Raw genomic sequence first — 16,660 nt, forward strand, 5'->3', positions numbered from 1 at the left:
AAACGCGGCCAGTCCTTATTTACTGAAAACGACGGCGCGCGTTTGCATCGCGCGCCGCTCTGGCCACTTCTACCGGAACAACCCTGCGACCAACGGGCCAAAGGGCGATAGCGGCGATCTTGAAGTTTGCGATCCCCACGGGAATACCAATAATCGTGATGCACTGTGCAATACCGGCAAAAATATGCATGATGCACAGCCACCAGCCAAAGAAAATCAGCCACAGAATGTTAAGCAGGGTTCCGCCCGTATTCATCAGGGCGTTTTTGCTCTCCGGATTCAGCTCGTCAACGTGGATGGCTTCATTCCCGTAGGGGATTAAGGAGAGTTTTGTGATTTCCCAGCAGGAACGGGTCAGGGGAAGCGTGAAAATCAGGACGATGCTCACCAGCGTGGCAAAAAGCCAGGAAAGGGTGGTGGCAAAACCGCCCAGCACAAAATTCAACACATTCAGAACGGTACGCATAAACGCTCACTTCCTTTCGATATAATTAACGCCCAATGATTGTAACGTTTTTTTAGGCTGGAGCACCTTAAAACTGGCAGTTAAACTGTCAGGTAAATTATCTCTTCGTGGATTTGGCGGAACATGGAACTGAAAGCAACGTCGCTGGGCAAACGCCTGGCACAACACCCTTACGACAGGGTTGTTCTCCTTAATGCCGGGGTGAAAGTCTCCGGGGAACGCCACGAATACCTTATTCCGTTTAATCAGCTTCTGGCTATTCATTGCAAGCGCGGTCTGGTGTGGGGCGAGCTGGAGTTCGTTCTGCCTGACGATAAAGTCGTGCGTCTTCATGGTACCGAGTGGGCGGAAACCCAGCGTTTCCATCATCATCTGAACGCATTCTGGCAGCAGTGGAGCCAGGATATGAGCGTAATTGCCGCCCAGGTGCTGCAGCAGGTCCTGGACGATATCGCCCAGAGCAACGCGCAGCACGCGTGGCTGACCCGTCAGCAGACTGCCGGCCTGCAGCAAAAGATCCGGCAGGCACTCTCGGCGCTACCGCTCTCCGTGACGCGTCTCGACGAGTTTGACAACTGTCGCGACGCCTGGCGCCAGTGTCAGGCCTGGCTGAATGATAAGGATAAAAGCCGTCTCGCCCATAACCAGGCCTGGACGGATGCCATGCTTACCCAATACGCCGATTTTTTCAGTACGGTGGAATCTTCACCGCTCAATCCGGCTCAGGCGCGCGCGGTGGTCAACGGCGAGCAGTCGCTGCTGGTGCTGGCGGGAGCCGGTAGCGGTAAAACGTCGGTGCTGGTCGCGCGTGCCGGCTGGCTGCTGACGACCGGGGAAGCGGTCGCCGATCAAATTCTGCTTCTTGCCTTTGGCCGTAAGGCCGCGCAGGAGATGGACGAACGGATCCAGGAGCGCCTACACACCCGGGATATCACGGCCAGAACCTTCCATGCCCTTGCGCTACATATTATTCAGCAGGGCAGTAAAAAAGTGCCCTCCATTAGTAAGCTGGAAAACGACGCGCAGGCGCGTCAGGCGCTGTTCATCAAAACGTGGCGCCAGCAGTGCAGTGAGAAAAAGGCGCAGGCGAAAGGGTGGCGTCAGTGGCTGGAAGAGGAGCTTAACTGGGAGGTGCCAGAAGGCAGTTTCTGGCAGGATGACAAACTGGCGCGTCGGCTGGGTTCGCGACTTGACCGTTGGGTCAGCCTGATGCGAATGCACGGTGGATCGCAGGCTGAGATGATTGAAAGCGCGCCGGAGGCAATCCGCGAGCTATTTTCGAAGCGGGTCAAGCTGATGGCTCCGCTGCTGAAGGCCTGGAAAACAGCATTGAAAGAAGAAAATGCGGTCGATTTCTCCGGTTTGATCCATCAAGCCATCATCATTCTTGAAAAGGGACGTTTTGTCAGCCCGTGGAAACATATTCTGGTGGATGAGTTCCAGGATATTTCTCCACAGCGTGCGGCTCTGCTCTCGGCGCTGCGGGCACAAAATAAACATACCTCTCTGTTTGCGGTGGGTGACGACTGGCAGGCCATCTATCGCTTCAGCGGGGCACAGCTTTCGCTGACGACCGCATTCCACCACTATTTTGGCGAAGGCGATCGCAGCGATCTGGACACGACCTACCGCTTCAATTCACGGATTGGTGAAATCGCCAACCGCTTTATCCAGCAGAACCCGCATCAGCTGGCAAAACCGCTCAATAGCCTGCGGCCTGGGGATAAAAAAGCAGTGACCCTGCTGGCGGACGATCAGCTGGAACCGCTGCTGGACAAGCTCAGCGGCTACGCGAAGCCCGATGAGCGTATCCTGGTGCTGGCACGCTACCATCACCTTAAACCTGAGGCGCTGGAAAAAGCCGCCACCCGCTGGCCGAAACTGCAGCTTGAATTTATGACGATTCATGCCAGCAAAGGGCAGCAGGCCGATTATGTGATCGTGGTGGGGCTGAAAGAGGGGAGCGACGGTTTCCCGGCCCCGGCCCGTGAGTCGGTGATGGAACAGGCCCTGCTGCCGGAGCCGGAAGATTTCCCGGATGCCGAAGAGCGGCGTTTGCTGTATGTGGCAATGACCCGCGCGCGCCATCGCGTGTGGCTGCTGTTCAATAAAGAGGAGCCATCCGTGTTTGTCGATATTTTGAAGAGTATAGATGTGCCGGTGGCGCGGAAGCCATAACGCCGCCGGGCAAGGATGGGTAGGCCGGGTAAGGCGTAGCCGCCACCCGGCTAAAAAAGCTACTTCAATCTCTCTGAAAGATAACGCTGATAGTCCGGAATAAGGATATCTACCGGTGAGTTAAACTGCGGCGATTCGATGATGAAATCCGCCGTCGAGAGGTTTGTCGCCACCGGAATATTCCACACCGTCGCCAGGCGCAGCAGCGCTTTGACATCCGGATCGTGCGGAACCGCGTTCAGCGGGTCCCAGAAGAAGATCAGCACATCAATTTTCCCTTCGGAAATCTGCGCGCCGACCTGCTGATCGCCGCCCATCGGGCCGCTCAGCATCGCATTCACCTGCAGACCCGTTTCGCGCTGGATCAGGTTACCGGTTGTACCGGTCGCCGACAGGGCGTGTTTTTCCAGCAAAGACTGATGGCGGCGAACCCAGTTAAGCAGCATTTGTTTACAGTGATCGTGCGCCACAAGAGCAATGTGTTTGCGCTCAGGTAGCGTGCGTGTTGTCAGTTCCATAATCATATCCATCAGGTTAACTGACTACACGATGACGGGAACCGTCTGACGCTGCAAGAGAAAGGCGTAAAAAATGTGGCTTATGATGAAGGTTGTTGTTTTGCCCACTGTAAAAAACGGGCCCGCGTGTCGGGATCGGCCTGCTGGAACCAGAACTTAAGGCGCTGTTCCGTCAGGGTCTGGGACTGGGGAGGAATGACGTCCAGTTCGGAGACGCCGGACAAAAGCGTACTGTCGTCCGCCATCATAGTGGCAAACTGAGGAAGAGAGGCGCGTTTACCCGCTTTGTTATAGGTCTGGGTCGCTGCCTCGTAGTCCGGACCTTTCGGTGAGGTCGTCAGCGCCAGAATATCCAGCTTCACCGGAATCGGCATCGCATCACCGTCCAGCAGTTCAACGCGGGGTGAAGCGTCGAAGGCCGCAGATTCCTTCTCCGTTTCAAGGCGAGGCAGGGTGATATTCACCTGACTGATTTGCCGGGTATTAAAGCTGACGATCAGCGGCGGCGAGATGTACATCCTTTGCTCGTGATTCGCCAGACCGATCGATTTTTCCACCCTGAATACCAGCTGATGCGGCCCGTTATCCAGCTCGATGCTGTCCGCACCGCGCAATAACGAGCTGGAGACCTTTTTTCCGTCCAGTACAAGGAGATCAATGTCGGTAGAGAGCCGGAGCGTGGTAGCAAAAACGCAGACCGGCATCACTAACGCAATCAGAGCAGTGGCAATACCGGTTTTCATAGAAGGCTCCCGTCAGAAATCCTGTCGCCGCATTAATGTATCTAAATTTTTCGATAATCACGTTTACTAACATATAGACATATTTCGCCGTTTTGCCCTCATGCATCTGTATGGGATGGATGGTTGAGATGTGCGGTTTGGCGTACACTTTTAAAAAAGCCAGGAGAAAAACCATGAAAGAGAACGATATTGCCGAGATTCTGACATCTACGCGTACCATTGCGCTGGTGGGCGCGAGCGATAAACCCGATCGCCCAAGCTATCGGGTGATGAAATACCTTCTCGATCAGGGCTATCACGTTATCCCGGTCTCGCCAAAAGTGGCGGGGAAAACCTTACTCGGTCAGCAGGGGTATGCCACGCTCGCTGACGTGCCGGAAAAAATTGATATGGTTGATGTCTTCCGAAACTCCGAGGCAGCGTGGGAAGTGGCGCAGGACGCTATCGCTGTAGGGGCGAAAACGCTGTGGATGCAGCTGGGTGTGATTAACGAGCAGGCTGCGGTACTGGCGCGGGATGCGGGGCTGAACGTCGTCATGGACCGCTGTCCGGCGATCGATATCCCCCGTCTGGGGCTGGCGAAGTAATAAAAAAAAGCCCGTTCATCGGGCTTTTTTTACACGCTTAGTTCCGCAGGCGCGGAGCCTGTAACTGTTTGCGGATAGTCTGAGCAAGTTCATCCATAGTGGGTTGCTCCGGATGCTCATCCTGCAGCTCGCTACTCAGCTGCGCTTCGGCAAGGTAGGTGTGGACGGGTTGCCCGTCATCACCTTCCATCACCACATGGTACCAGGGCGCGGCGCGAAGCTCTGCGTTCACCGCCAGCTCGTCTGCTGACGGTTCATCAAGGGAATACTCCGGGTCGATATCCACGACCACACCCAAATACCCGAGCAAAGTGTGGCGGACCTGCTGGCCGATACCGAATTTGCTGGCAATCATAGTCACCTCCCGGGAAATACGACTTACACGTTATGTGCGGGCAATATTTCTCTTTTCAAGTTACATGACGCGACAGGCAAACCCTTTCAGATACAGTCCTTCCGGGTAGGTAGCAATCACGGGATGATCGGCTGCCTGACGGAACTGCTCTATAAATTGTACATCACGGCCAGCATCTATTGCGGCGTCGGCGATGATTTTCTGAAATAAATCTGTGGTCATCAGGCCGGAGCAGGAGAACGTGAGCAGAACCCCGCCCGGGTTCAGCAGCTGGATGGCCAGCATGTTGATATCTTTATACCCGCGGCAGGCGCCCATCAGCTGGCTTTTGTTCTCCACAAACTTTGGCGGATCCATCACGATGACGTCGAACTTCTCGCCCTGATCGCGATATTTACGCAGCAGCTTGAACACGTCATCGCGTACAAATTCCGCTTTGCTCAGATCCAGCTTGTTCAGCTCGACGTTCTGTTTTGCCACGTCCAGCGCTTCCTGCGAGGTATCCACGCTGACAACCTGGGCACAGCCGCCCATCAGAGCTGAAACGGCAAAACCGCCGGTATAGGAGAAGCAGTTCAGCACGCGCTTGTCGGCAACGTACTGACGTGTGGCCAGACGGCTGTCGCGCTGGTCGAGGTAATAACCCGTTTTGTGCCCGCCCTGAATATCCACCAGCAGCTTCATGCCGTGCTCTTCAATCGGCAGCAGGGCAGGCGGCAGTTCACCCGTGACCGGACCCTGCGTCAGCTCCATGCCCTCTTTTTTGCGCACCGCCACATCGCTGCGGTCGTAAATGGCGCACTGTGGGAACAGCGTCTGCAGGGCGCTAATCAGCGCGGCACGCTGGTATTCTGCACCGGCGCTCAGGAGCTGCAGCACCAGGAAGTGGCCGAAGCGATCGATGGTCACGCCCGGCAGGCCGTCAGATTCACCGGCAATCAGGCGGTAGCTGTCCAGCCCGTCGCGTTTTGCCAGCCACTCACGCCACTGCTGCGCCTGCTGCAGACGACGCACGAAGAAGTCGATGTCGATGGTTTCATCTTTATCGAAGGTCCAGACGCGGGCACGGATCTGGGACGCAGGCGAGTAAGCGCCTCGCGCTAACCATTTCCCCTGATGGTCAACGATATCAATGGTTTCACCGAGGCTGGCTTTACCTTCCATACGGGCAACCGCGCCGGAAAAGACCCAGGGATGACGGCGCAGTAATGATTTCTCGCGCCCTTTGGCTAACACTAAACGTACACTCATAATTTGCTGTTCTGTCGATTTCAGGAAATGGCGCGTAGATTACCACATTCAGCAAGGCGCAATCATCTGCGGATGCCGTTGAGCGTTTCGGCACAAAATCACATCGCTTAGGCACATTACGATATTGCAGCTGGCTTTAGAGTGGGGCTTCCGGTTCAGCAAAGGAAATACCCATGAAAAAGCACAGTGTAATAGCCATAGCCGCTCTGGCGGCAATGAGTTCTCAGGTTTTAGCGGCAACGCCTTTCGGCATCACCAGCCGGGATATTTCCGGCGAACGACGGTTAGCGACACAGCAGGTGTTTGAGGGGTTCGGCTGCCACGGTGGAAATACTTCACCACGGCTGGCATGGAAGAATCCCCCTGCCGGTACGAAAAGTTTTGCCGTTACGGTATATGACCCGGATGCACCTACCGGCAGCGGCTGGTGGCACTGGACAGTAGCCAATATTCCGGCGAAGACAATGACGCTTCCTGCTGATGCCGGTAATCCGAACGGCGAGAAATTACCTGCCGGCGCTGTGCAGGGGCGTAATGATTTCGGCTATTCTGGATTCGGCGGCGTATGTCCACCCGCCGGGGATAAGCCTCACCGCTATCAGATTACCGTCTGGGCGCTCGACGTGGATAAACTGCCCGTAGACAACAATGCCAGCGGCGCGCTGGTCGGTTTTATGATCAACAGTCACGCTCTGGCAAAGGCTCAGTTAACAGCAACCTATAGCAGATAAGGATGGCAGGGTGCAGGAGTTTCATTTTCGACATAAACATCTTACGGCGGGTGAAGTGACTGCCAGCAAAATGCATCGCCTGCACCAGGTTAAACTTTTTTTTCCGGCTATTTGTCATATCACTCACGGCAGTAAGGTGATTGTTCAGGATGATAACCGCCTGGAGGCGACACGGGATGAGCTCATTATTATCCCTGCCAATACGTCGATGGAAATTATCAATCAGCCTGTAAACGGGCTGTTTCACTCGGACTTGCTAATGTTATCGCCGGAAATCGTTGCCGAGTTTAAAGCGCATTACCTGAAATCCTGGCCGCGCACGACGCTGCATTCGCTCTGTGCTCCGCTGAGCGAGGGGCTGGCATTTATGTGGGACAACCTGCTGCACGCCGTCCGTCAGGATTTACCGGAGGCGCTACAAAAGCATCAGGCTTTCGGCCTTTTGCTGGCCCTGCTGCATGACGGTGTGGCGGGGCCGCTGCTTGTTGAGCGAAACAGTAACCTGACCGAGCAGGTGCGGCAGTTCATTATGCTGTCGCCCGCCAGAGCCTGGACCGCGCAGGACGTTGCCAGCCGTCTCGCATTAAGCGTGCCGACGCTGCGCAGGCGGTTGCGTGAAGAGTCACAGAGTTTTCGCCAGATTGTGGAGGAGGTGAGGATGGCCGTGGCTTTGTCACAGCTACAGTCAACCCGCTTACCGATCGGCGAAATCGCATTACAATGTGGGTATCTTTCCAGCTCTCGTTTCACTGCCCGTTTCCGGCAACACTACGGCTGCTTACCGAAAACGCTACGTTAAGGAGAAGAAGAATGTCTAAAGTCTGCACTATTGCCTGGGTTCACGGCGTTGTTCAGGGCGTCGGGTTCCGCTACAGCACCCAGCGCGAAGCGGTTGAGCTTGGGTTAACGGGATACGCGCGCAACATGGACGACGGAAGCGTCGAAGTGGTCGCCTGCGGCGAAGCGGAGCAGGTCGACAAGCTGGTGGCGTGGCTGAAAGCGGGTGGGCCGCGCAGCGCGCGGGTTGATAAGGTCTTAGCTGAACCCCATCAACCGGGGCGCGAATACGTCAACTTCGGTATTCGGTATTAAATACACTTCACCGGCTTAGGCAGGCCGGCAATTTTGGTGGCCTGTTTTGCCGGGCCTTTCGGGAACAGACGATACAGATAGCGGCTGTTGCCTTTCTCTTCACCGAACTTATTGGCCATCGCCTTGACCAGCATGCGGATGGCCGGAGAGGTGTTGAATTCAAGATAGAACTCGCGAACAAAACGCACCACTTCCCAGTGTTCTGGAGAGAGGGTTATCCCTTCGTTTTCCGCAATTTTCTCCGCCAGCGGTTCGCACCAGATCGTCGTATCTTTCAGATAGCCTTCGCTATCGGTCTCAATTTCCTGGCCTGCAAAAATGAACATAATCTTCTGTCGTGTGTGAAAAAACCGGCGACAGTGTAGCAAAAAAGAGGCCGCGGGATAAACCGTGCCCTACAGGAGCAGCTGCAGCAGATTATTGGCATTAAGCTTTTTCAGTGCGTTGCATTTATGGGTCGAAACCTGTTTCTCAGACATACGCGTCATGATGGCAATGTGGCGTACCGGCAACCCGGTAAGCATCAGATCGAGCACGTTGAATTCAAGGCCGGTAAGACAGCAGTCAAGACTTCGAACGCGACGGGGCTCTTTTGCCAGCAAATACGCCGCATCGGCAACGGCGATCCTGTCGTCGATGATATAAAGCGTTAGCGTACCGAAACGCTTGCGTAAATGCGTCGCCAGCGCCCACCCTTTTTCATTGCAGACCAGATAAAGGCTGCCTTGCCAGCGGGCGGCTTCCAGTCTGAGTAAAATGTTAATCAGTGCCTGATGCGTACCCGCAACGGAAAAACGACAGCGTACGACAACCACGCGGCGGGTAAGCAGAGTTGGCTGCCATTGTACGGTATCGCTTATGACCTCTGGCTGGACGCCCCGACGCAGCAGCGCATAGCGCAACCCTTCGGCGTAAAATCGATTGTTGTCGAGAATGGCGTAACTCACGGTGACCTCGTTATAACGTGCTGGGGGTATAGATAACGCGCAGCGTGCCGGTGTAGTCGCCCGCGTTTTTGCTGCTGGCAGCAAACGCGGGGGTTTTCAGGATAATCGGTGCAGGAATGCACAGTACGCTCTCGCGTCCGCCGGGCAGCACGACCTGACGCAGATACTGCGGATCGTTTGTGCCTTGCCAGACAAGGGTTTTACCGTTCGAGACGGTTTCGGTTGCGCCTGTTATTGGATTGGTGACGGAGACCCGATAATCGAGACGATCCCGCGCATCGGTCTGGCTACCGCCACGTCGCCTGATAGAAAACGCGCCATCTGCACGGCCCGCTGACGTAAGTCCGTCGTCCTCAAACCGAAGGTAGGCGCGGGTGCTGGTACTGTTATTGCCGTCGTACAGGCACATATCCAGCGAGTTCTCACCCTGGATCTCACTGCCTCCCGGTCGCCCCGGGAAGTTGGTCAGGTTGAGGTTAACGATGGGCGTTGAGTGCGGAAAGGCTGGCAGATATATCTGCTGGTTTCCCGGGTCGACCACCTCAATGCGAATATTTGCCTGCCATTTGGCGATGGTGAGATAGCCAGGACAACCGACATTTACGTCATTGAAGTTGCCGCCGCAGTCGGCGCTTCCCCACTGACGCAGGTTCTGCTTCAGCGTGGCGGTCCAGATCCCCGGCAGGGCGAGCTTATCCAGTTCGCTTTTCACGATATAGAAATCGAAATAAGGCTCTCTGTTCCAGTCAGCGATGGTGGCCGTTCCCCCTGTCACGAAGCTGGCAAAGGTAAACACTTTGTTGTTGATAAACATGTAGTGATCGCCATACACCTTGATATCCGCCGTCTTGCCGGTGAGGGTATGCGTGAAACGTAAATTGATGGCATAGGGCGCGGCCGGGTTTGCCGAGAACCAGACCGGTGAGTTCATGCAGGCGCCGTTCGTGGTATCGGTACGGGACTGACAGGTCAGGGTATTGCGTCCCCACTTTTGCGGATCTGCGGCGTCAAAGCCGCCCGATTCATGAAACCAGATGTCAAAACGCGCGGGCGGCGCGGTGCGATCGAAGCTGATCCCTACGCTGGTGTTTCGTCCCGCGGGAGAGCCTGCCAGCGTCTGGCTGGCCCACAGGCTTAAGAACAGTAAAATAAAGAGGCACTTAATCACATCATTTCCCTTTTGTGAGGCTATCGGTGTTCATGGCAGTCGGGCCAGCAGGAACCGACCGTCCGGCCAGCATCAGCTGTGCCTGCTGCTGGACGGCATCCGGCAGGGCGGAGAAGGTTAACTCCTTACAGGGGATCGACCCGACGTAACGCACCACGTCGCGCATACTCTTCACGTTCAGCGCACACTGATAAAACTGCTGCTGACGCACCAGGTAGAGGTTATGCAGCAGGGCGTCGCTTTGGGCGCTAAACCCGCCGTTGCCAAGGTCGCTCCAGCCGTTCACGTTCAGCGGCACGCCGCCGATAAACGGCGAATGACGCTCGTCGGTTAACTGGCCGAGCCAGGTGTAGCTTGCGGTGGTTTGCACCTCCCGGCGCAGCAGTTTGCCAGGCACCATAAACAGCGTTCTGCTGCCCGATCCTTGCGTGATTTCACTGCTGGCTCCTCGTGAGACATCCAGCGATTCGTTAACCGTCAACGTTGTCTGCTGATAGCCCGGCACCGCGAAGAGGGCGCGGCTATTGCCCGGAATATCTGCGCTGCCGCCGTTATCCAGCGACACGGCCACGCGCGGATCCTGAGCATCTTCCGGCGTGGTCACGTTCACCGCGACGGCGGAAGCAGGGCGACCGTCGCTCCAGCGGCCCAGCCACAGGCCAGAACGCGACAGCGCAAGGGTCGAGCTGTAGTTGCCGCTGCTGCTCAGCGTATGGCGCCGATCCTGACGATCCCAGGCGTCGCTGACGGTAAGACTGCCGTTGCCATATCGCCCGCCCTGGCGCGTATAGGCTGAGGTATTCAGCGAGTCGCTGTTAATGCCCGATGCGCTAAGGCCGTACTCATTTTCGCCGCGGGCATCGGCATACCAGTTATGCGCCACGCTGTAGCTCAGCTGGTTTTTTTCACGTTGCTGGTGCTGCCATGTCGCGCCCAGAGAGGTGTAGCTTGATGCATCGCCCTGACGGTTATGCGTCATGGACAGGCTCACGCTCAGGTAGCCGCCTTTATCCCTGCCTTCGCGTGAGTCATCGTTACGCATGAACAGGTTAATGCTGCTGTTAATGTTCAGACCATGGGGGCTGAAGGCCTTGCTCAGGCCACCCTGCCAGGCCCGCGTACGCGAGCGGGTCATATAGACTGATTCCCACGGCAAACCCGCATCGTGGCGATCGTCGCTGTCCGGGAGCTCCCGACGTGAAACGTACCGTCCTTCGTTGCGGTTATCCGAATACCCCAGGCTCGCATACCAGGCGCCGACCGGGACGGAGAACATCACCGAGAGGGTGCGATAACAGCCGTTCACGGCATCAAACCCTGTACTTCGGGTGTTGCAGTTTTCCGCTGATAGCGCGTTGCGATAGAGGCTAAGTGAAAAACCGTCGTTGTAGCTGATTTGCTGGATATTGCCTCGCTGGCCTTCGCTGCCGTAAAGGTAGCTAAACCGGGTACTCAGCACGCCATCGATCGGGCCCGCGTTGAAGCCCCGGCTCCAGTCGATCGCATTTTCCAGGAAACGCTGGTTTTTCTTGAACGTTGCGCCGCTGGTTAGCGCCAGCGACGGGGTCAGGGGCAGGCGTACGCCCGCCTGCGCAACCGCACGGCGTTCTTCGTTTTGTTCGCTGTTGTCGGTTTCGCCCGCCTGCAGGAACCACTCGACGCGGTCGAATGGCGTAATGCCGGTTCGGGTAAACGGCACCTGCTCGGTGCGCGTCAGCCGGTTATTTTCATAGATGGAGAGCGTCACGGTGTAGCTCCCGTCCGGGAACGATCGCGTGTCCAGGGTTTGCGCCCCGGCATTCAGATAAAAGCTCGCCAGAAGCTGATTGCCCCGGCGGGCGTCGATACGCGCGTCATGGGAAAGTAGCACGGTAACAGGGGTTCCCTTCGACTGCTGAACCGGATTTATCCACGCCCTTGTCGATCCCGTGCGCAGGCCGCGAATTTTGCCCAGCGGCAGCTGGCTGAGGTTAATATTTCCGCCAGCATTACTGAACAGATCGCGGGTATCCATCTCGCCTAGCTGGACATAGTACTGACGCAAGATATCCTGGCGGAACCAGGCGTTGTTGACGGTTATCTCCTGCTGCTGCTGACGCCGTGAACGCTGTCCCAGCCAGGTCCAGTCGAGATTAACATAGCCGTCCTGCGTGAGCGCCAGCGCGCCGTTGCCCTGCACGGTAGCCGACTGATAATCCCTGTCGGCAACGAAGTTAATGTTCTGCTGATGGATCAGCGCATTTTCAGTGTCCTGCGTGGGCTGATACCACTGATTTTCCGCGATGGCTTTAGGCAGAAATTTCTTGTCCAAAAACAGGCTAATGCGGGCGTTATTCTCGTCATAGATAATGGCCGCGCGGTCGGTATCAATGTAATCGCAGCCTGCTGCGGAGCCGTTGCTGCTGCAGGCCAGGTTGCCGTTACGGGCAAGCGGAACGGCCAGCGCGGCAGACACGGTGGCAACGAGTGCAGGGGCGTCATTGAACCGTCGTTTGATGGCCGCAACCACGGTTTCAGGTGCGACAAAGCTCACCGTTTCAAGGGTGATATCCGTTTCAAAAAGTCCAAGCGACTCGCCGTAGAGGTTGACCTCTGTCCACAGGCGCTGCGTTTTCGCCAGATCTTCAAAACCTGCCGGGACGGCCATCCCGGCGCAGGCGAGTTGGATGGAAGCGGGTAACAAAGCAACAAAGAGGAGGGTATTTCTGTGAAACGCCATGAACGAGCCTCGACATCATCCTGACGTCAGAGGGTGGGCACCCTCTGACGTTATTCCTTAGGTGCTGTGGTGTTACGCACCGCCTTCCGTGGTAGTCGCCTGCGTCAGCATCAGGCTGACAACGCCGCTGTACTGACCGGTTTTCAGAATGCCTTTGGTGGTCTGGGAAATGGTCAGCGGAAGTACCGCTGAACCGTTTTCGATGCTTCCCGGGAACAGTTCGGTACCGGTGTATTCAACATCTGCGGTAGAGAGGGTTTTATCGCCCAGCTTCACCGTCATTGGGATGGTCTCAGCGCCGTCGGCATTCGCCAGCTTCGCGGCGCTCACCAGACGGACTTTCACGTTGCTGGTGGCGGAGTTAGACCACACCTTGGTATTCAGACGATAGCTTTCCAGACCGCGGCCAGGCAGGTACTGCATATCGATGCTTGCCGGCAGCGGCGTGTTATCGGCCTGGGTCATATCCAGCTGTGAATCAACGCTGGCGTTGACGGTAATATCTTTTTGAATCGCCAGCGCGCTAACGGACGTGGTCATCGCGGCAACAATCATCAGAGGTTTAAAGTACTTACGCATTGATATCTCCATATTTACAAGTGAGCGCCGGGGCGCTTTAAACAAACCACATGGTTTTTTTCAGGGATGTCGTGTTAATACACGACGGGTAAATCAGCTTCTTCAGCGGTTTTATTCACCCAGTTGAAGTAGCGGAATTTATATTTCTGGCCTTGTGTCTTTGTGAGCGTTTTTAATTTCCGTTCGGTGTCCGGATAAATCGTCGCGTCTTCTTTAACCCATTTACACGACGAATCTGCGTTACAAATACCGATCTCTCTCAGCGGCACGCGCAACGTGCCGTTGTTTTTTAACGTGCCCCTGCGAGGGTCTATCGTCAGTGAAACCACACTTTTTTCCGGTGCGAGATGGATCAGGGCGCCCCAGATCACATTGACGCCCAGTCTTGCCGTCGCCGCAGGGCTTTCTGCCTTGCCCGGAATAATGCTGTCAGGCTGCTTTACTCCTTCAAAATAGACGCGCCAGGTCGTCTCTTTTTCCGGGGGCGTAAGCGATACCAGACGAACCACTCGCATTGCACCTGCCGCAAGGGCGAATTTTTCCGGTGTGACAACAACACCGCCTTCTTTCCACGAGGCCACATCAATCTCTTTTTCCTGGGCCGTGCCGGGATTAAGAATTTTCTTTTGCCTCACCCGAATGAACTGAATATCATCCGTTTTTGACGCCACCTTAATTTGCGCCGCACCGGACTTATCCACGTTAAGTTCCATGGGATACACGCTCATATTGGCGGGTGCCATTTCTGAGAAAAATGGCAGTGACAGCGCAGCGATATAAAAGGCAGTTGTCTTATTCACATTTTTTTCCTGTTTCACTTTCGGTCCGCCTGCGTTGAGTTCATTCCCGGAGCATTCACAACGGGACACCCTCTGCTAACGTATCGCTTCAGGGCAGGGAAACTTTAACCAGAACAGCGGTTTGTGAAAATTTGTATTAATTAACTCGTTACATACAGTTTTTTATCCTGCTTTTCTGGCTTTAAGGTTGTATAGTTAAGCGAAAATACCGCGACCAGGGATGGAGAGAAAATTCCTTCTGATGAAAAAATAAGCAGATCGGGAGGCGATTTTCATGTCGATGTACCAGGGATTAAAAAGCATGCGGTAACAGCCGAGAATAAAAGATGTTTTTTATATGCAATAATTCGTTGTTATTTGATCCTGAAGCACATGCAATAAGTCTTGTTGGACAACCGGAATCTGTATTAACGCTTTCGGCACCCGCCGTTCGCCTCTTACAGGAATTTATTAAACACAAAGGGCACGACCTGAGTCGGGAGGAATTGATTACCCGCGTGTGGGAGGAGTTTGGCTTTACGCCATCGGGAAATAATCTCAATAAAGCGGTGAGCGAATTACGGAAAAGCTTCCAGGCGCTGGGAGAGAGGTATGAATTTATCGTAACCGTGCCCCGTTATGGGTTTCGCTTTGAGGCCGATGTGATTTTTCAGCCTGGAGAGAATATTCAAACCGCCGAGCCGCAGCCTCCGTCTGCACCGCAACAGGAAAAGCGGCGACCCGCTTCCCTGAAAAGGTGGGGGATCCCTGCCGTATTGATTGTCGCTGTATTGGGAGCGAGCTTCTGCTTTAGCCGACAGCAGGGGATATTCGTCCCGGCGAAACTCATGCCGGTTAAGGAGAAAATCGCGCGTTGCAGCATCTGGATTATCAACGATCACGGAAGACCGCTGGTGTTATCGAAATTAGCGGAGCGGCTGGCGGCCAATAACGTGGCGTGCGAACGTGAGGAATACGACATTTATTATTTCAGCGCCCGTTTTTCTATTGCCACTGCAGATGAGGTGTTCATTGGCGCTTGCCCGGTCAGTAAATCCAGCCTGTGCAAAACTATCCGTTATAAAAGTGGGGCACAAAAATGAAAATAAAACTTCTTTTTGGGCTGGGTGGCGCATTGGTCGGCAGTGCCCTGGCGCTATTTTACTATTCCGGCTGTGTGTTTAAAAAGGATGTGCTGGCCTGCAGCACTGAATTTAACTTCACGCGCAATGAGGGAAAAGCCAGCGAAGTAAAGGTCAATACCGTTGCTCAGTTCTATTTTCACCGGGATGGTACAGGGGTAACTACCTATAAAGGCGCGGCAAGGGCTGACGGGCAAAATATGATCGTTGACAGGGACGTGGACTTTACCTGGCAGCAGCGGGACGACGATAAGGTCATTGTATTGAGCTACACCGAAACCTGGCGTCGGCACAATGACAATACGCCTGATGCACAGTGGGGGAGCTTTGCCAGTCCTACCGCACGTTATTACCTCACGATCTCTGAACTCTCGCCATCCGTGTGGCTGATTCAGGACCGGCGTTACCCCACCTATATTTGCCGGGGTGAGTAGGGCATAAAAAAAGGAGAATGCCAGAGGCATTCTCCTTTTTAATATCCGTTGTGCTTAATCGCGGCTGGCGAAGCCCAGGATGCTCAACAGGCTGACGAAGATGTTGTACAGCGACACGTAAAGGCTGACGGTGGCGCGGATATAGTTCGTCTCACCGCCGCGAATGATGTTGCTGGTTTCAAACAGGATCGCGCCGGAAGAAATCAGAATAAACACGGCGCTGATCGCCAGGTGCAGGGCAGGCAGCTGCAGGAAGATGTTAGCCACCATGCCCACCAGCACCACAACAACACCCGCCATAAGCATACCGCCGAGGAAGGACATGTCCTTACGGGTGGTCAGCACGTAGGCCGAGCAGCAGAAGAATACCAGCGCGGTACCGCCCAGCGCCATGCCGATAAGGTCGCCCATACCGGCAGACAGATACGCGTTCAGCATCGGTCCCAGGATGTAGCCCAGGAAGCCGGTGAAGGCAAAGGCCGACAGAATACCGACCGGTTTGTCAGCGGTTTTGTAGGTCAGGAACATCAGACCGTACATACCCACCAGCGTCAGAATGAGCCCCGGAGACGGCAGCATCAGCACGGTGCTGGCTGTGGCGGTGATCGCTGAGAATGCCAGCGTCAGGCTGAGCATGAAATAGGTATTGCGCAGCACCTTGTGGGTGCTGAGTAGCGATGTGCGGTCGCGTGAGGAAGTAATTATACGATCCATGAGTCACTCTCTTATGACAGATGTAATTAACGGAAAGAATAGGAAACGGGGCGCCAGTCTCAAAGTGGTTTTACCCATCTTTACTCAGCAGGTTAGCGCTGGAGCTGGTTGTTTCTTCTGCATAAATACATTTCACCAGTATGAACAGCGGTTTGACGCGATTAATCAGATCAACCTCTTATAGGTTACTGAAAATTATTGCGTTATTACCATAAGGCCGCTAAGAGTTATTTCCGGATCGTCACAAAAACAGACAA

The 16,660-nt window shown here is 55.0% G+C and carries 19 protein-coding genes; 7 read left to right on the top strand and 12 right to left on the bottom strand.

The genetic code is table 11. The annotated features are described in order from the left end of the window. Nucleotides 1-19: 19 nt before the first annotated feature. Nucleotides 20-466 (bottom strand): YccF domain-containing protein, encoded by a 447-nt coding sequence (locus LRM19_RS03530; RefSeq protein ID WP_271367530.1) that lies wholly within the window; start codon nt 464-466, stop codon nt 20-22. Between the two features lie 123 nt (nt 467-589). On the opposite strand from LRM19_RS03530, the gene helD reads away from it, so the two are divergent. Continuing rightward, on the top strand, nt 590-2,644 hold the full coding sequence (gene helD / locus LRM19_RS03535) for a DNA helicase IV (protein WP_271367531.1): 2,055 nt from the start codon (nt 590-592) through the stop codon (nt 2,642-2,644). A gap of 59 nt (nt 2,645-2,703) precedes the next feature. Here the strand turns inward: helD and mgsA are convergent, their stop codons facing one another. Together mgsA and csgI are read right to left on the bottom strand one after the other, a co-directional pair. Then, nucleotides 2,704-3,162: a methylglyoxal synthase gene (mgsA, locus tag LRM19_RS03540; RefSeq protein WP_045330803.1), complete on the bottom strand. Its 459-nt coding sequence runs from the start codon at nt 3,160-3,162 to the stop codon at nt 2,704-2,706. 80 nt (nt 3,163-3,242) lie between these two features. Then, nucleotides 3,243-3,905: a curli synthesis inhibitor gene (gene csgI, locus LRM19_RS03545; protein WP_096150519.1), complete on the bottom strand. Its 663-nt coding sequence runs from the start codon at nt 3,903-3,905 to the stop codon at nt 3,243-3,245. Nucleotides 3,906-4,078: 173 nt separating this feature from the next. On the opposite strand from csgI, the gene LRM19_RS03550 reads away from it, so the two are divergent. Then, nucleotides 4,079-4,492, top strand: coding sequence for a CoA-binding protein (locus LRM19_RS03550; RefSeq protein WP_008499920.1), 414 nt, complete (start codon nt 4,079-4,081; stop codon nt 4,490-4,492). Between the two features lie 37 nt (nt 4,493-4,529). On the opposite strand, the gene hspQ is transcribed toward LRM19_RS03550, so the two are convergent. Then, on the bottom strand, nt 4,530-4,847 hold the full coding sequence (hspQ, locus tag LRM19_RS03555) for a heat shock protein HspQ (protein WP_013097248.1): 318 nt from the start codon (nt 4,845-4,847) through the stop codon (nt 4,530-4,532). Between the two features lie 60 nt (nt 4,848-4,907). Next, nucleotides 4,908-6,098: a 23S rRNA (cytosine(1962)-C(5))-methyltransferase RlmI gene (rlmI, locus tag LRM19_RS03560; protein ID WP_248052372.1), complete on the bottom strand. Its 1,191-nt coding sequence runs from the start codon at nt 6,096-6,098 to the stop codon at nt 4,908-4,910. Nucleotides 6,099-6,271: 173 nt separating this feature from the next. On the opposite strand from rlmI, the gene LRM19_RS03565 reads away from it, so the two are divergent. From LRM19_RS03565 to yccX, 3 genes are read left to right on the top strand one after another with little or no spacing between them, the layout of a single operon-like run. After that, on the top strand, nt 6,272-6,829 hold the full coding sequence (locus LRM19_RS03565) for a kinase inhibitor (RefSeq protein WP_271367534.1): 558 nt from the start codon (nt 6,272-6,274) through the stop codon (nt 6,827-6,829). A 10-nt stretch (nt 6,830-6,839) separates the two neighbouring features. Next, complete coding sequence (locus LRM19_RS03570; RefSeq protein WP_127730307.1) at nt 6,840-7,628, top strand: AraC family transcriptional regulator; 789 nt, start codon at nt 6,840-6,842, stop codon at nt 7,626-7,628. 11 nt (nt 7,629-7,639) lie between these two features. Next, nucleotides 7,640-7,921: an acylphosphatase gene (gene yccX / locus LRM19_RS03575; RefSeq protein WP_223562964.1), complete on the top strand. Its 282-nt coding sequence runs from the start codon at nt 7,640-7,642 to the stop codon at nt 7,919-7,921. Here yccX and tusE read toward each other — a convergent pair. From tusE to LRM19_RS03605, 6 genes are all read right to left on the bottom strand, one after another. Beyond that, nucleotides 7,918-8,247, bottom strand: coding sequence for a sulfurtransferase TusE (gene tusE, locus LRM19_RS03580; RefSeq protein ID WP_271367539.1), 330 nt, complete (start codon nt 8,245-8,247; stop codon nt 7,918-7,920). The genes yccX and tusE overlap by 4 nt on opposite strands. Nucleotides 8,248-8,316: 69 nt before the next feature. After that, nucleotides 8,317-8,868: a LuxR C-terminal-related transcriptional regulator gene (locus tag LRM19_RS03585; RefSeq protein ID WP_126302784.1), complete on the bottom strand. Its 552-nt coding sequence runs from the start codon at nt 8,866-8,868 to the stop codon at nt 8,317-8,319. A 10-nt stretch (nt 8,869-8,878) separates the two neighbouring features. Beyond that, complete coding sequence (locus tag LRM19_RS03590) at nt 8,879-10,036, bottom strand: CfaE/CblD family pilus tip adhesin (protein ID WP_111964532.1); 1,158 nt, start codon at nt 10,034-10,036, stop codon at nt 8,879-8,881. A 1-nt stretch (nt 10,037) separates the two neighbouring features. Then, a complete protein-coding gene (locus tag LRM19_RS03595) occupies nt 10,038-12,755 on the bottom strand; it encodes a TcfC E-set like domain-containing protein (RefSeq protein ID WP_127730311.1) in 2,718 nt (905 codons plus the stop codon). A gap of 72 nt (nt 12,756-12,827) precedes the next feature. After that, nucleotides 12,828-13,334 carry a CS1 type fimbrial major subunit gene (locus LRM19_RS03600; protein WP_021240847.1) on the bottom strand — a complete coding sequence of 169 codons (507 nt, stop codon included), beginning with the start codon at nt 13,332-13,334 and terminating at the stop codon, nt 12,828-12,830. Between the two features lie 74 nt (nt 13,335-13,408). Next, nucleotides 13,409-14,134 (bottom strand): fimbrial protein, encoded by a 726-nt coding sequence (locus LRM19_RS03605; protein WP_271367544.1) that lies wholly within the window; start codon nt 14,132-14,134, stop codon nt 13,409-13,411. Between the two features lie 326 nt (nt 14,135-14,460). Here LRM19_RS03605 and LRM19_RS03610 point away from each other — a divergent pair, with 326 nt between their 5' ends. Further along, complete coding sequence (locus tag LRM19_RS03610; protein WP_115874662.1) at nt 14,461-15,216, top strand: winged helix-turn-helix domain-containing protein; 756 nt, start codon at nt 14,461-14,463, stop codon at nt 15,214-15,216. After that, a complete protein-coding gene (locus LRM19_RS03615) occupies nt 15,213-15,689 on the top strand; it encodes a hypothetical protein (RefSeq protein WP_111964528.1) in 477 nt (158 codons plus the stop codon). The genes LRM19_RS03610 and LRM19_RS03615 overlap by 4 nt, the downstream gene beginning before the upstream one ends. Before the next feature lie 54 nt (nt 15,690-15,743). On the opposite strand, the gene yccA is transcribed toward LRM19_RS03615, so the two are convergent. Continuing rightward, nucleotides 15,744-16,403, bottom strand: coding sequence for an FtsH protease modulator YccA (yccA, locus tag LRM19_RS03620; protein WP_023335168.1), 660 nt, complete (start codon nt 16,401-16,403; stop codon nt 15,744-15,746). Nucleotides 16,404-16,660: the final 257 nt, after the last annotated feature.

This window comes from Enterobacter sp. PI-10 (assembly GCF_027947695.1).
In the GTDB taxonomy this organism is placed as follows: domain Bacteria; phylum Pseudomonadota; class Gammaproteobacteria; order Enterobacterales; family Enterobacteriaceae; genus Enterobacter; species Enterobacter vonholyi.

Bases quoted from the DNA above. Each gene is read 5' to 3' on its own strand.
- LRM19_RS03530 (WP_271367530.1), bottom strand. From the start codon at position 466: ATGCGTACCGTTCTGAATGTGTTGAATTTTGTGCTGGGCGGTTTTGCC.
- helD (WP_271367531.1), top strand. From the start codon at position 590: ATGGAACTGAAAGCAACGTCGCTGGGCAAACGCCTGGCACAACACCCT.
- mgsA (WP_045330803.1), bottom strand. From the start codon at position 3,162: ATGGAACTGACAACACGCACGCTACCTGAGCGCAAACACATTGCTCTT.
- csgI (WP_096150519.1), bottom strand. From the start codon at position 3,905: ATGAAAACCGGTATTGCCACTGCTCTGATTGCGTTAGTGATGCCGGTC.
- LRM19_RS03550 (WP_008499920.1), top strand. From the start codon at position 4,079: ATGAAAGAGAACGATATTGCCGAGATTCTGACATCTACGCGTACCATT.
- hspQ (WP_013097248.1), bottom strand. From the start codon at position 4,847: ATGATTGCCAGCAAATTCGGTATCGGCCAGCAGGTCCGCCACACTTTG.
- rlmI (WP_248052372.1), bottom strand. From the start codon at position 6,098: ATGAGTGTACGTTTAGTGTTAGCCAAAGGGCGCGAGAAATCATTACTG.
- LRM19_RS03565 (WP_271367534.1), top strand. From the start codon at position 6,272: ATGAAAAAGCACAGTGTAATAGCCATAGCCGCTCTGGCGGCAATGAGT.
- yccX (WP_223562964.1), top strand. From the start codon at position 7,640: ATGTCTAAAGTCTGCACTATTGCCTGGGTTCACGGCGTTGTTCAGGGC.
- tusE (WP_271367539.1), bottom strand. From the start codon at position 8,247: ATGTTCATTTTTGCAGGCCAGGAAATTGAGACCGATAGCGAAGGCTAT.
- LRM19_RS03595 (WP_127730311.1), bottom strand. From the start codon at position 12,755: ATGGCGTTTCACAGAAATACCCTCCTCTTTGTTGCTTTGTTACCCGCT.
- LRM19_RS03600 (WP_021240847.1), bottom strand. From the start codon at position 13,334: ATGCGTAAGTACTTTAAACCTCTGATGATTGTTGCCGCGATGACCACG.
- LRM19_RS03610 (WP_115874662.1), top strand. From the start codon at position 14,461: ATGTTTTTTATATGCAATAATTCGTTGTTATTTGATCCTGAAGCACAT.
- LRM19_RS03615 (WP_111964528.1), top strand. From the start codon at position 15,213: ATGAAAATAAAACTTCTTTTTGGGCTGGGTGGCGCATTGGTCGGCAGT.
- yccA (WP_023335168.1), bottom strand. From the start codon at position 16,403: ATGGATCGTATAATTACTTCCTCACGCGACCGCACATCGCTACTCAGC.